We start from the raw sequence: 13,630 nt of genomic DNA, 5'->3' as shown, positions 1-13,630 counted from the left end.
TTAGCGTAGTAGTTGAGGTTATCTCAAACGGCATCTTAATAATTAGTTTGACACCTATTCAATTTACGGGAGTGGGCAGATGAAGTGAAAACCATTCAATTTTTCTACTTCTTGCCCACTCCCAATCTTTTTCTTTATATAGGTTCAATAGGGGAGCCAATGTGAATACCACAATCAATGAGAGCACGTTTTTGCGTAAAATTAAGGCATTGTGATCTGTATAAAAGTCAAAACTTGTAGTGGGCGTCATCGTGATACGTTTTGATCGCGTAAAAGTCAATTTTGCGTCATCGTGATATGTTGTAATTATGTGATATCGAAAACTTGTAATTCCTGTTATCGTGATATGTTGTAATTTTGTGATATCTAAAACTTGTAATTCCTGTCATCGTGAGACGTTGTAATTTATATCACACTTAAGTCTTGCAAGGACCATCCGACTTAAACGACATCATTTTCGTAGTACTACGATAAGCCCTGGCAGTTTTGCAGAAAAAATAAATCATCATCATGGAGGCTTATTTTTACAAAAATGGGTAAGGTTTTGCTTTTGTTTACCTTTTTTGCATAATTGGGTATAATGAAGGGGCAAATTGAACTAAAGGAGCGTATTATGGATTACAGATTTTTAATTTTAGACATCGATGGCACTTTATTAAACAGTACCAATCAACTCACTGAAGCGACTCGTGATAAATTAATGTTATTACAAAAGAAAGGCTATATTTTAGTATTAGCTAGTGGTCGTCCTACAGCTTCAATGTTAAAAACAGCCAAAGATTTACATTTAGATGCGAACGAATCATATATTATTTCATTTAATGGTGCGGTTATTACGCGTATGAGTGATGAAAAGGAACTTTATAATAAACGTCTAGAAGTTTCAGAACAAAAAGACATCATTGAGTATTTACAGAAAAATAATTTATCGGTCATCGCTTACGATAAAGATTCGATTGTTGTCGACCAAGAACGTGAAAATTCGGATGTTGAAGCTTATTTAACAAAGTTACCAATGCGATATGATGCGGAATATATTGCTAATATTGACACACCACAATTAAAATTTATCGGTGTAGGTAAACCAGAAGATGTAGCGCGTTGTGACCAAGAATTACAAGGTAAATTTGGGCAACATACTTATGCTACTACTTCATTACCATTTTTTATTGAGTTTATGCATAAAGAAGTTAATAAAGGAACCGCGATTGAAACATTAGTAGAGCACTTAGGCTATACAACTGAAAATGTTGTAGCTTGTGGTGATGGTAATAATGATGCAGCGATGATTGAAGTAGCTGGAGTAGGGGTGGCGATGGGCAATGCTACCGACTATTTGAAGTCATTAGCTGATGAAATTACTTTATCTAATGATGATGATGGCTTAATTCCGATTATTGATAAATATTTCCCTTAATATTAATTAGCTTAAATGAATCTATTGCGAAATCATAATAAAATTATTTTTAACAGTCAAAATAGAAACAATCCAACAAAAAGACTCATTTTGTTTGTTTGAATAAGGCTTGACATAGCAGGTTTTAGTCAACTATAATGTAGGAGACAAAGGACATATTAATTTGTGCTTAAAGAGAGATATCGTCAGGTGAAAGATATCATTCAAATTAATGCTACCTCATGTTTTTACTAATTGAAAAATTAGCGTAAATTCTGCGTTAAAGAATAAGAAAGAGATAATGATGAATCGTTATAAGCAAGGTGGTACCGCGATAAAACGCCCTTGTATATAACGGTTCTTTTTATATTTTTAAGGAGAGAACAGTATGAAAAAATTAACAAGCAATCAAATTCGTCAAATGTATTTAGATTTCTTTGCTGAAAAAGGACATGAAATTCGTCCGAGTGTTTCATTAATTCCTGTCAATGATCCAACCTTATTATGGATTAACTCAGGTGTGGCAACACTAAAAAAATATTTTGATGGAACCGAAGTTCCTTCCAATCCCCGTATTGCCAACTCACAAAAATGTATCCGTACCAATGATATTGAAAATGTGGGTTATACTGCACGTCACCATACTTTATTTGAAATGTTAGGTAATTGGTCAATCGGAGATTATTTTAAAGAAGAAGCCATTGCGATGGCATGGGAATTTTTAACTTCGGAAAAATGGTTGAATTTTGAACCAGAAAAATTATATATGACTTATTATCCAGAAGATAAAGAAACCCCTGAGTTTTGGAAGCAACAACCAGGTTTTATTGCGGATCATCTAGTACCGGTTGAAGATAATTTTTGGGATATTGGAGCGGGTCCTTGTGGTCCTGATACAGAAATTTTTTATGACCGTGGTGAAGCCTACAATAATCTAGCGGCTGATGACCCTGAAAATTATCCAGGTGGAGAAAATGAACGCTGGTTAGAAATTTGGAATTTAGTATTCTCTGAATTTAACCATTTACCAGATGATACTTACCAACCATTACCAAATAAAAACGTCGATACGGGTATGGGATTAGAGCGGATGGCTTCGGTTATTCAAGATGTTCCAACAAATTTCGAAACCGACTTATTCATACCAATTATTGATGCGATAGCGAAGTTAACGGATGGCATTAAATATGAAAGTGCTGGCGATAAGCAAGTAAGCTTTAAAGTGATTGCGGATCATATTCGTGCAGTAACGTTTGCTATTAGTGATGGGGCTTTACCATCCAACGAAGGTCGCGGTTATATTTTACGTCGTTTAATCCGTCGTAGCGTGATGCATGGGCGTAAATTAGGAATCACGACTAAATTCTTATCAAAATTAGTCCCAATTATCGTGGAAATAATGGGGGATTATTATCAAGAGCTAACTCAAAATATGGAATTTGTTCAAAAAGTAATCTTAAATGAAGAAGAACGTTTCCATGAAACGATTGAAGAGGGTGAAAAACACTTATTAGATATCATCGAAACAGCTCGACAAAACAACGAAACAGAAATTTCAGGACCACAAGCATTCCAATTATATGATACATTTGGTTTCCCATTAGAATTAACAGAAGAATTAGCAGCTGATAATCAATTTACAGTGGATACTGCAGGTTTTGCAGTAGAAATGGAAGCTCAACGTGAACGTGCCCGTGCAGCTCGTTCAAATGAGGAAAGTATGAGTGTACAAACCGATGTCTTCCGTAATATCGAATCTGAATTTGAATTCGTTGGCTACACACAATTATCTAGCAACGCTACGATTAAAGCCATCGTACAAGATAATGAACGCATTGAACAATTACCAAAAGAAAGTCAAGGATGGGTTATCTTCAATCGTAGTCCGTTTTACGCTGAGATGGGTGGCCAAATTGCTGATAAAGGTTATATTTTTGATGGTGAAGAAATCTTAGGTGAAGTCTTAAATGTTAAAAAAGCTCCTAATGGTCAGTTTATGCATTTAATTCAAACGAAAGCTTTACCTTTGAATGAGGAGCAATCTTATACTTTAGCTGTAGATCGTCAACATCGTATCAATACTAATAAGAATCATACCGCAACGCATTTATTACATAAAGCAATTAAAGATGTGTTAGGCAGTCATGCTAATCAAGCTGGTTCTTATGTTGGACCAGATCGTCTACGTTTTGACTTCTCACATTTTGGTAAAGTGACGGAAGAGGAATTGGTTCGTATTGAGCAACATGTTAACCAAAGCATTCAAGCGGCTATCGATGTGGACATTAGTGAGATGCCAATCGATGAGGCTAAAGCTTTAGGTGCTATGGCATTATTTGGTGAAAAATATGGTAATATTGTACGCGTCGTCAATATTGGTAATTCTTCTATTGAATTATGTGGTGGTACTCATGTATCAAATACTCAAGAAATTGGGACATTTAAATTATTATCTGAATCAGGGATTGGGGCTGGTATTCGTCGTATCGAAGCGATCACAGCAGGTGCAGCGATTCGTTATTACCAAGATCAAGAACAGTTATTAAATGATGTTCAAGAGGCATTAAAAGTATCGCAAGCGAGTCAATTACTTAACCGCATCGAACAAATTCAACAAGAATTAAAAGATGCTCACAGTAAAATAGAGTCACTTAATAGCAAATTATTACAGCAAGGCGCGGATGACATCTTTAACGATGTGTCGACCATAGGTGAATACAAAGTAATTAAAGCTAATCTAGATGGTCAAGACATGGATGCCTTAAGAAAATTAGGGGATGTTTGGCGTCAAAAAGCAGCTTCAGATGTCTTAGTCTTAGTATCCAAAGTGGCTGAAGATAAAGTGAATATGATGGTCTTTGTGTCTGACGAAGCGGTTCAAAGTGGTCTTAAAGCAGGTAATTTAATTAAACCATTATCTAAAATTGTTGGCGGTGGCGGCGGCGGACGTCCTCAAATGGCCCAAGCGGGAGGTAAACAACCCGACCAAATTCCAAACTTAATGGAACAAATCCCAACACTATTAGCCGAAGTGATTGAATCGTAAGAGGCAAATGCCAGCTCAATGAAATAGCTATGATCTTGTAAGAGACTGTAAATAGAAACTTAATGGATTAATACCATGATTAAAAGAGTAGTGAAGGATAATCGAGGATTGTGCTTGCTACTCTTTTTTTAGTCAATGGCCAAAATGAGATAATCGCTTGATTTTCGCTACGTTTGTCTAGAAGACCTTAAGTTCTATTGTATTAAAATGAGTCTTTAAAATACAGGTTGCTATCATCCGAGCACTGCCATGACCATTAATGCACAATCACTTGAATGAATTAATCATTTTTTGTGCAGACCTTTAAATTGATTGAAACAAAAAATCAAATAGTTAGCATTTAAGATTGAATTTATGATAAGATAGCATTGTAATAACACTCAGAGTGGGAGAGAATTGCTGTTTTTTAGAGAAAAAGCCCAAAAATTTCACTCTTTTTACGATAATTCTTGTACAATTTAATTATAATTGTCAAAAATTAAAAAAATGGTGTATAATATTAACAATGAAAGGGATGGTGAAATTATGCAAACTTTAGACGAAACAATTATGTTTAAATTAGATGATTTAAATAAAAAGACTGTTCGTGAGACACTTGAGCAAGTATATGCTGCTTTAGAAGAAAAAGGGTATGACCCGATTAATCAAATCGTTGGATTCTTACTATCTGGAGACCCAGCCTATATTCCGCGTCATAATGATGCGCGAAATTTAATTCGACGTCATGAACGTGATGAGATTTTAGAGAAAGTATTGACTTATTACATTACCCATCAAGATAAAGAATTATAATGGCAAAATATAAACGAACTATGGGACTAGATGTTGGCAGTCATACTGTAGGAATTGCGGTTAGTGATTTATTGGGATGGACTGCTCAAGGTTTAGAAACTATTAGAATCGATGAAACCAGTGGCGATTTTGGTTATTCAAGAATAATGAGTCTGATTAGGGAATATGATGTCGACACCGTTGTGATTGGATTACCCAAAAATATGAACAATACTGAAGGACCACGGGTGGAAGCGAGTCGTACCTATGGCGATAGATTGAAAGATTTAATGCCAGAAATCAAGATTGAGTTTCAAGATGAACGTTTAACTACTAGCCAAGCTGAAAGAATGTTAATCGATGAGGGAAATGTTTCAAGAAAGAAACGTAAACAAGTCATTGATAAGTTGGCGGCAGTGATTATTTTGCAAAATTATTTAGATAAAAAGAGTAAATTATAAAGGAGCAATTATTTATGCCACATACACACGATCATCATGAACACGATGAAAATGAGTATATTACGATCATTGATGAAGAGGGAAATGAATCTTTATACGAGATTTTATTTACTTTTGATTCTGATGACTACGGTAAAAGTTATGTATTAGTATATCCTGCAGGGGCATCAGACGATGAAGATATTGAATTACAAGCATTTTCATATGTTGAGCAAGAAGATGGCACTTCTGGTGCATTAGGTCCAATTGAAACGGATGCTGAATGGGATATGGTTGAGGAAGTCTTAAATACATTCTTAGCCGAAGAAGATGAGTAAAAGTTTTTAATAACTTTAGTGCAATCATTGAATTTATAAATAGTTAATCAAAATTATTTTTAATCAACTATGACGGAGTAGAGTCTAATCCAATTTTTATCACTAAAATTGGGTTCTCTGCTCCTTTTAGCATTTATATCAATATATAACATCAATTTGTAACTATTTATTAATAGCTATCATTTTCAAAATTTGATATAATTTTTAAAAAGCCTTGTAGGAGGTACTAAGTGGGTAAGATAGATTGGAAAAAATTGAGAGAGGAAGCTAAAAAACGTGAAACTCTTAGTTTAAAAGAAGAAAAATGGACAAATCGAATTGTAAAATTCATCATATTAGGGATTACAATCGCCTTACTCTTAACGATGGGTGGGTTTTATTGGTATTATTCTCAATCATTAAAACCAGTAAACCCTGATAATAGTGAAAAGGTAGAAGTGACAGTCCCTATCGGCAGTTCAAGTTCAGATATTGCTAATTTATTAAAAGAAAATAACTTAATTAAAAATGCTGAGATTTTTAGATTTTATATGAGATCAAAAAACTTATCTGACTTACAAGCTGGAACTTATGAATTTAGTCAAACTATGGATGCTGATCAAATCATCGAGCAAATAAAAGCGGGTGGTAAACCGATTTTCGTGGATGCAGATAAAAAGATTACGATCATAGAAGGTATGCAAGTTAAAGACATCGCAAAATTAGTATCTGAAAATACTTCCATCACGGAAGAAGATTTTCTAAAAACAGTCAATGATGAAACCTTTATCGATAGTTTAATCACCAAATTCCCTTCATTGATGGAAGGGATTAAGGACCATGAAGGGGTACGTTATATTTTAGAAGGATATTTATATCCAGCTACTTATGATTATATAGCCGGAATGAGTGCCGATGAATTAATTACAAAAATGGTTGAAACGGCGAATTTACGTTTCCAAGAAGTACGCGAACAAGTGGACGTTCATTGGATGACCTATCATCAAATTTTAACGCTAGCTTCGATTGTTGAACGAGAGGGCGTAACGGATGATGATCGGGCGATGATTGCCGGGGTATTCTTTAACCGTTTGGAAGCAGGGATGCCGATTCAAAGTGATATTACCGTACTCTATGCTTTAGATACGCATAAGGAATTTGTAACGATTGAGGATACGCAGGTAGATTCACCGTATAATCTTTACTTGTATAATGGATTGACTCCAGGGCCGATTAATTCACCAAGTATGTCAGCGATACAAGCCGTGCTCAATCCAACATGGAATGATTATTATTACTTTGTGGCGGATTTAGATACCGGTGATATTTATTATTCTTCCACTATTGAAGAGCATGATGCCTTAGTTGAAGAATATGTGAATAAGCGTCAAGAATCGATAGAACGGGCGCAAAGTGAGAATGAAAATGAAGCAGAATCACCAGAAAGTACTACATTATCACCTGAAAATGAAGAAACTATGCCAGAAGTAGTTGACGAATCATCAGAATAATGGTTTAATGTTAGTGTTATAAGCAAATACGGTTAAAATTTAGTTATATTTTAACTTGAAGGTTGGTCGAGAAATCTGGCCAACCTTCCTTTATATTTTAATTGGGGGTAATTCAATAATGTCCAAGAGACCAATTGTCATTGGTGTAGCGGGTGCGTCAGGTAGTGGGAAGTCCAGTGTGAGTAAACGCATTTTAGAAATATTTTCAGAAATGTCGATACTCGTTTTGCAACAAGATTTTTATTATAAAGATCAAACACATTTACCATTCGAAGAAAGATTAAAGACTAATTACGATCACCCATTAGCATTTGATAACGATCTGTTTATCGAACATCTAGAAAAACTAATGAAGGGTGAAACAATCGATAAACCGGTTTATGATTTTGCAAACCACACCAGAAGTACGGAAACAATTCATCAAGAGCCAAGAGATGTAATTATTGTTGAAGGCATCTTGATCTTGGATGATAAAAGAGTAAGAGATTTATTAGATATTAAAATTTATGTTGATACTGATAGTGATATTTGCTTAGCTCGTCGAATTTTACGCGATATTAATGAGCGTGGCAGAACCGTTGATTCAGTGATTAATCAATATGTTGAAGTGGTTAAACCCATGTTCCATCAATTTGTTGAGCCCACTAAACGTTATGCCGATATCATTATTCCAGAAGGTGGTTATAACCAAGTGGCCATCGATTTATTAGCCACCAAGGTTAGATCTATTTTAGAAAATTAAATTTACAAACATATAGGAACGTGTTATGATAACACTAAATTTTGACATTAAGTTGTATTAGGAGGAGACAGATTGGAAGAAAAAGTATTTCCAATGACACATGAAGGGAAAGCTAAATTAGAAGCTGAACTGGAAGAGTTAAAAGTAGTAAAAAGAAAAGAAATTATCGAACGTATTAAAATCGCTAGAAGTTTTGGTGATTTATCTGAAAACTCAGAATATGAGTCTGCTAAAGATGAACAAGCATTCGTCGAAGGACGTATTTCAACTTTAGAAAATATGATTCGATTTGCAGAAATTATTGATGATAAAGATGTAGCTGATGATGTTGTGACTTTAGGACGCGCCGTTACATTTATTGAATTACCAGATGGTGAAGAAGAAACTTATACTATCGTGGGGAGTGCCGAAGCAGATCCATTAGAAGCTAAAATTTCCAATGAATCACCTATTGCAGTTGCTTTATTAGGAACCAAAGTGAATGATACGGTAACAATTGAAACACCTGGTGGCTCATTTGACGTAAAAGTAGTAAAAGTTTCAAAAAAATAGTAGTTATTTAAGAAGTGAAGGATACTGTTTTTATCAAATAGTATGCTTCACTTTTTTTATTTTCCGACTAAAGTCTATTGAGTCTTTTACCAAATTAATGGATAATAAACTTGTATAATATAATGGAGGTGCACTATGCGTAAATGGTTAAAAAAATATATCTGGGTGTTTGTGGCCATCTCATTAGCGCTAGTTGCTTTTGATTTATTTAGTAATATTCGCAATTTTCTATTTTTTATAGGTGCGATTGCGTTAATGGTTGGCTCTTTTTTTATTTCAGTAGGTATTAAACGAAATGTTCTATTCTTTTTAGGATTATTTGTTTTAAGTAATGTTTTAATCGATTCATACGCTTTTTTAGGCTTTATGTTAATCGTTCTATTATTATTAGCCGTTTTTCAAACGAAAGAAGGAAATGAAATTATTTGGTTTCGTGAATCATACATTTATCCTTTTAAAAACAACAAAGCTTATGTCGGTGTTAAAGTTGTAAGACCTCAGATTGAACAACGTAGTTTAGTCTATAAAAAATCAATTGTTAAACAATATGAAGAAAAAGAAATATTTGAGTGGGATGATATTAATATTGTGGCGCTTGGAGGCGATTCGATTATTGATTTGGGACGAACCATCTTACCGGAAGGAGAAAATGTGGTGATTATTCGTAAATTATTCGGACGGACACGAGTCATTGTGCCTCACGAAATAGCATTGAAAATGAATATCAGTTTAATCAACGGACGAGTTATTTACGAACAAGATGAATTTTCTTTGTTAAACGATAGTTTTTTATGGGAAAGTCCAGATTACCAAAAAAATAATCGTAAACTTAAAATTATAATTTCTTCAGTTTTTGGAGACGTGGAGGTCATTCGCTTATGACATTACGTTTATGGTTTAAATTATTTATCTCTCATTTTGTGATTTTGATGACAACAGTGAACTTGTTATTGTTAATTTTAATTGAAGGTATGCAAGTCATGGAGTGGTCGGTATTAACCTATAATATTTTTTGGAACTTTAATTTATGGGGAGTTATTTTTAGCTTTATATTTATTGTTTCAATGTTTTGCTCATTTGTGTATTCGATTGGTTTGAGTGAACCCTATGAAAATATCCACGCGAAAATCAATTGGTTAATATTAGGCAAATATCAACACCCAGCATTTTCAACTGAGAAAAAAACACCTAATTGGTATGAACCTTATAAAGTAGTTGATGAAGATATTCGAACGTTAAGAGATAAAATAGTCCAAATTTCAACAGATTTACAGGAATTTTCAGCGGCGCCTACCTTTGTTGGTACCGAAACTAAAGAAGAAATTATCGAACAGGAACGTCAGCGAATAGCGCGTGAATTACATGATTCAGTAAGTCAACAGTTATTTGCCTCAATGATGATGTTATCAGCCATTAACGAAACGAGTGCTAAAGAAATGCCACAACCCACGCAAAAGCAATTAGCCAAAGTTGAGGAAATTATTAATAATGCCCAAACTGAAATGCGAGCATTATTACTTCATTTAAGACCGATTGAATTATCCGATAAATCACTAAAAGAAGGAATTACTCAGTTATTAAAAGAGTTAAAACCTAAAATCCCTCAAGTTGTTTACTGGGAATTAGATGAGATTCGCTTAGAAAGTGGCATTGAAGATCATTTATTTCGAATTGTTCAAGAAGCGATATCCAATACCTTAAGACATGCACGAGCAACCAAATTCGAGGTTTATTTACATGAAATAGATGACAATGTGCAATTAAAAATCATCGATGATGGTAAAGGATTTGATACTAAAGCCAATCAAAAAGTTGGCAGCTATGGTTTGACCAATATGCGTGAGAGAATCGCAAGTCTTGGGGGCATCATTCAAATTAACAGTCTACCAAATCAGGGGACTGTCATTGATATTAAAATACCAATTAACAGAAAGTAGGGAAATGTATGATACGAGTTTTAGTAGTAGATGATCATGAAATGGTGCGCTTAGGAGTGACATCTTATTTAATGGTTCAACCCGATATAGAAGTAGTAGCCGAAGCAGAAAATGGTCTACAAGGATACCAAAAAGCGCTAGAATTGAAACCCGATATTATTTTAATGGATTTAGTGATGGATGTCATGGACGGCATTGAAGCTACTAAAAAAATTGTGGCTGAATGGCCGAAGGCGAAAATTATTATTGTGACCTCTTTTCTGGATGATGAAAAAGTATTTCCAGCTATGGAAAGTGGAGCCAGTGGTTATTTGCTCAAAACCTCCTCTGCGAATGAAATAGCAGATGCGATTCGTGCTACTTACCAAGGGGATACCGTGATCGAAAAAGAAGTTTCAGATAAAATATTAGATAAACAACATTATGATAGTCTACCTAAACCGCATGATCAACTTACCAGTCGTGAATATGAAGTCTTATTATTAATTGGTGAAGGGTATTCCAATCAAGAAATCGCCGATGAATTGTTTATTACCCTAAAAACAGTTAAAACCCATGTTAGCAATATCTTATCAAAATTAGAAGTAGAAGACCGCACCCAAGCAACTATTTATGCTTTTAAACATAATTTAATCGAACCATAAGCAGGCATTTCATTTTTATAAAAATATTTTATATATTATTTTTTGCAATTCAATGTTTTTCGCTACAAAAAGCGCTTTAAAAAGAGTATAATGGAAAATAGTAAATAAAATGTTAGAGGGAGTTATAATCAATGCAAATTATGGTTAATCCAAAAGCTGCCCAATGGTTTAAAGAGGAAGTAGGATTAAATGAAGGATTTGGTATCCGGTTTAAAACGAGAATCTATGGCAAAAGTCCAATCAATGATGGTTTTACAATTGGAATTGAACCCGATCAACCTTTAAATCCGATTGCTTCTACAGTAACAGACAACGGAGTGCTTTTCTTTATTGAAGAAAATGATCAATGGTATTTTGAAGGCTATGATTTAATTGTCGATTTTGATGAAAAATTGCAAGAGCCAAAATATGTATATAAAAAAATATAAATTGTAGGATGGGATAAAATGGAAAAAACATATTCAAATTCTAAAACGGGTAATATTGTTAAATTAGGATTATTTTTTGCATTAGTCTTTATTCAAACTTGGGTCCCTTTTTTAGGCAATATTAATACACCTTTATTATCCGTGACGATTGTTCATGTGACCGTGATTGTCGCAACGCTTTGGTTAGGGATTAAAGAAGGCGTTCTAGTTGGAACATTTTGGGGAATTAATAGTTGGTTAAGAGCCTTAATTATGCCCAATTCTTTAATGGCGGCAATGGTATTTAATTCACCGATTATTTCAGTTTTGCCACGATTTTTAATGCCTTTAATTATTGGTGCTATATACTATAATTTAAGCAAAAATCTACAAAATTCGAAGATGGTCCATATCTTATTAGGTGCATTAGGTTCATTACTTAATACAGCCATTGTGTTAGGCTTTATTGGTTTATTTAGAGTCAATGGGGGCATGCAAGCTTTAGGTGCGGACACATCAGCCCATTTATGGAAAGTCTTATGGGGGATTGTTATTTCAAATGGGGTGCCAGAATTTTTATTCTCAGGAATTGTGACACCGCCATTACTAGCGGCCGTTAAATATAGTTCAAGAAGAAAATAATGATATAAAATAATAGCTAGTTGGGAGGTGCTTTGATTAGCATCTCTCCACTAGCTATTTTAATGCTTAAATAAGTTTTTGTTCAATTAAAGATTCGGCAATTTGAATGGTATTAGTCGCAGCTCCTTTTCTTAAATTATCAGCGACGACCCAAAGATTAAGTCCATTAGCAACTGATTCATCTCGGCGAATACGACCAACGAACACCCCATCATGATCCGTTGCTTTTGATTGTAGGGGATAAAGATTATGTTGTGGGTCATCTTGCACGATGACACCGTCTAAATTATTGAAGGCTTGACGAATATCATCTAAAGTGAATGATTGTTCTAACTCAATATTAATTGACACTGCATGTGAAGTGTGAATAGGTACACGCACACAAGTAGCTGTTATTTTTAAGTCTGGTTGTTCTAGAATTTTTTGCGTTTCTTTGATCATTTTGATTTCTTCTTTAGTATAACCATTTTCTAAGAAGGTATCGATATGTGGTAAGACATTATCATTGATTGAATAAGGAAACTTATTGGTCTCATGATTTTCTAAATCACTAATCCCTTCTTTACCAGCACCTGAAACGGCTTGATAAGTTGTATAAACAATCCGTTTGATGCCATAAGGTTTTAAAGCAATTAAAGGCACTACCGATTGGATTGTTGAACAATTAGGATTGGCAATAATTTTACTATCAGCGTTTAATGCTTGCGGATTCACTTCAGGTACTACTAAAGGAACCGTGTCATCCATGCGCCATGCTGAACTATTGTCAATGACGAAGACACCATTTTTGGCCGCAATCGGCGCATATTTTAATGATGTTTCGCCACCAGCTGAAAATAAGGCGATGTCAATAGGAGTCTTTAAAGAGTCCTCTGTTAATTCTTGAATGGTGACAGCTTCACCTTTATAAGTTAGTGTTTTACCTGCTGAACGTTTTGAAGCAAATAAATAGAGTTGATTCACTGGAAAGTTTCTTTCTTCCAAGACTTGAATCATTTTGCGTCCAACAACCCCCGTTGCACCACATATCGCAACATTATATTTTTTTGTCATGATGATTCCTCCTCTATGCTTTATAAGCATACCGATAATATTAAAAATACTATAAATAGAAAATAAGTCAAGTAAATATTAGAAAATAATTAAAAAACATCCTTATTTGAGTATAACAGTATGTTTTTTTCATTATTCTTTCTTAGTGTAAAATAACTGTTGGTCACCTAAA

Annotated in this window: 14 protein-coding genes; 13 read left to right on the top strand and 1 reads right to left on the bottom strand. The window is 34.3% G+C overall.

The window, feature by feature from the left end; translation table 11 throughout:
* Positions 1-613: 613 nt before the first annotated feature.
* The 13 genes from HMPREF2811_RS08985 (at position 614) to HMPREF2811_RS08925 (ending at position 12,405) form a co-directional block, all read left to right on the top strand.
* A complete protein-coding gene (locus tag HMPREF2811_RS08985; RefSeq protein ID WP_168164973.1) occupies positions 614-1,417 on the top strand; it encodes a Cof-type HAD-IIB family hydrolase in 804 nt (267 codons plus the stop codon).
* 367 nt (positions 1,418-1,784) lie between these two features.
* On the top strand, positions 1,785-4,442 hold the full coding sequence (alaS, locus tag HMPREF2811_RS08980) for an alanine--tRNA ligase (RefSeq protein ID WP_071409040.1): 2,658 nt from the start codon (positions 1,785-1,787) through the stop codon (positions 4,440-4,442).
* Between the two features lie 525 nt (positions 4,443-4,967).
* Positions 4,968-5,234, top strand: coding sequence for an IreB family regulatory phosphoprotein (locus tag HMPREF2811_RS08975; protein WP_066123963.1), 267 nt, complete (start codon positions 4,968-4,970; stop codon positions 5,232-5,234).
* Positions 5,234-5,674 carry a Holliday junction resolvase RuvX gene (ruvX, locus tag HMPREF2811_RS08970; RefSeq protein ID WP_066123961.1) on the top strand — a complete coding sequence of 147 codons (441 nt, stop codon included), beginning with the start codon at positions 5,234-5,236 and terminating at the stop codon, positions 5,672-5,674. The genes HMPREF2811_RS08975 and ruvX overlap by 1 nt, the downstream gene beginning before the upstream one ends.
* 14 nt (positions 5,675-5,688) lie before the next feature.
* A complete protein-coding gene (locus HMPREF2811_RS08965) occupies positions 5,689-5,991 on the top strand; it encodes a DUF1292 domain-containing protein (RefSeq protein ID WP_066123959.1) in 303 nt (100 codons plus the stop codon).
* 230 nt (positions 5,992-6,221) lie between these two features.
* Complete coding sequence (gene mltG / locus HMPREF2811_RS08960; protein WP_071409039.1) at positions 6,222-7,481, top strand: endolytic transglycosylase MltG; 1,260 nt, start codon at positions 6,222-6,224, stop codon at positions 7,479-7,481.
* Positions 7,482-7,599: 118 nt separating this feature from the next.
* Positions 7,600-8,223 carry a uridine kinase gene (gene udk / locus HMPREF2811_RS08955; RefSeq protein ID WP_066123955.1) on the top strand — a complete coding sequence of 208 codons (624 nt, stop codon included), beginning with the start codon at positions 7,600-7,602 and terminating at the stop codon, positions 8,221-8,223.
* Between the two features lie 72 nt (positions 8,224-8,295).
* Positions 8,296-8,775, top strand: a complete 480-nt coding sequence (greA, locus tag HMPREF2811_RS08950; RefSeq protein ID WP_071409038.1) for a transcription elongation factor GreA — start codon at positions 8,296-8,298, stop codon at positions 8,773-8,775.
* A gap of 135 nt (positions 8,776-8,910) precedes the next feature.
* Positions 8,911-9,657 carry a cell wall-active antibiotics response protein LiaF gene (liaF, locus tag HMPREF2811_RS08945; protein ID WP_071409037.1) on the top strand — a complete coding sequence of 249 codons (747 nt, stop codon included), beginning with the start codon at positions 8,911-8,913 and terminating at the stop codon, positions 9,655-9,657.
* On the top strand, positions 9,654-10,712 hold the full coding sequence (locus HMPREF2811_RS08940) for a sensor histidine kinase (RefSeq protein ID WP_071409036.1): 1,059 nt from the start codon (positions 9,654-9,656) through the stop codon (positions 10,710-10,712). Before liaF ends, HMPREF2811_RS08940 begins: the two co-directional genes overlap by 4 nt.
* Positions 10,713-10,720: 8 nt before the next feature.
* Positions 10,721-11,356, top strand: coding sequence for a response regulator transcription factor (locus HMPREF2811_RS08935; protein ID WP_071409035.1), 636 nt, complete (start codon positions 10,721-10,723; stop codon positions 11,354-11,356).
* Between the two features lie 131 nt (positions 11,357-11,487).
* A complete protein-coding gene (locus HMPREF2811_RS08930; RefSeq protein ID WP_071409034.1) occupies positions 11,488-11,784 on the top strand; it encodes a HesB/YadR/YfhF family protein in 297 nt (98 codons plus the stop codon).
* 18 nt (positions 11,785-11,802) lie between these two features.
* Positions 11,803-12,405, top strand: coding sequence for an ECF transporter S component (locus HMPREF2811_RS08925; protein ID WP_066123935.1), 603 nt, complete (start codon positions 11,803-11,805; stop codon positions 12,403-12,405).
* A gap of 66 nt (positions 12,406-12,471) precedes the next feature.
* On the opposite strand, the gene HMPREF2811_RS08920 is transcribed toward HMPREF2811_RS08925, so the two are convergent.
* Positions 12,472-13,458, bottom strand: a complete 987-nt coding sequence (locus HMPREF2811_RS08920; protein WP_071409033.1) for an aspartate-semialdehyde dehydrogenase — start codon at positions 13,456-13,458, stop codon at positions 12,472-12,474.
* Positions 13,459-13,630: the final 172 nt, after the last annotated feature.

The sequence above is a fragment of the Globicatella sp. HMSC072A10 genome (assembly GCF_001811625.1).
Classification (GTDB): Bacteria; Bacillota; Bacilli; order Lactobacillales; family Aerococcaceae; genus Globicatella; species Globicatella sanguinis.
This window is presented reverse-complemented; position numbering and strand designations above follow the sequence as displayed.

What these genes read in the sequence shown, in the direction of transcription:
- HMPREF2811_RS08985 (WP_168164973.1), top strand. Translation starts at nt 614, where the DNA reads ATGGATTACAGATTTTTAATTTTAGACATCGATGGCACTTTATTAAAC.
- alaS (WP_071409040.1), top strand. Translation starts at nt 1,785, where the DNA reads ATGAAAAAATTAACAAGCAATCAAATTCGTCAAATGTATTTAGATTTC.
- HMPREF2811_RS08975 (WP_066123963.1), top strand. Translation starts at nt 4,968, where the DNA reads ATGCAAACTTTAGACGAAACAATTATGTTTAAATTAGATGATTTAAAT.
- ruvX (WP_066123961.1), top strand. Translation starts at nt 5,234, where the DNA reads ATGGCAAAATATAAACGAACTATGGGACTAGATGTTGGCAGTCATACT.
- HMPREF2811_RS08965 (WP_066123959.1), top strand. Translation starts at nt 5,689, where the DNA reads ATGCCACATACACACGATCATCATGAACACGATGAAAATGAGTATATT.
- udk (WP_066123955.1), top strand. Translation starts at nt 7,600, where the DNA reads ATGTCCAAGAGACCAATTGTCATTGGTGTAGCGGGTGCGTCAGGTAGT.
- liaF (WP_071409037.1), top strand. Translation starts at nt 8,911, where the DNA reads ATGCGTAAATGGTTAAAAAAATATATCTGGGTGTTTGTGGCCATCTCA.
- HMPREF2811_RS08940 (WP_071409036.1), top strand. Translation starts at nt 9,654, where the DNA reads ATGACATTACGTTTATGGTTTAAATTATTTATCTCTCATTTTGTGATT.
- HMPREF2811_RS08935 (WP_071409035.1), top strand. Translation starts at nt 10,721, where the DNA reads ATGATACGAGTTTTAGTAGTAGATGATCATGAAATGGTGCGCTTAGGA.
- HMPREF2811_RS08930 (WP_071409034.1), top strand. Translation starts at nt 11,488, where the DNA reads ATGCAAATTATGGTTAATCCAAAAGCTGCCCAATGGTTTAAAGAGGAA.
- HMPREF2811_RS08925 (WP_066123935.1), top strand. Translation starts at nt 11,803, where the DNA reads ATGGAAAAAACATATTCAAATTCTAAAACGGGTAATATTGTTAAATTA.
- HMPREF2811_RS08920 (WP_071409033.1), bottom strand. Translation starts at nt 13,458, where the DNA reads ATGACAAAAAAATATAATGTTGCGATATGTGGTGCAACGGGGGTTGTT.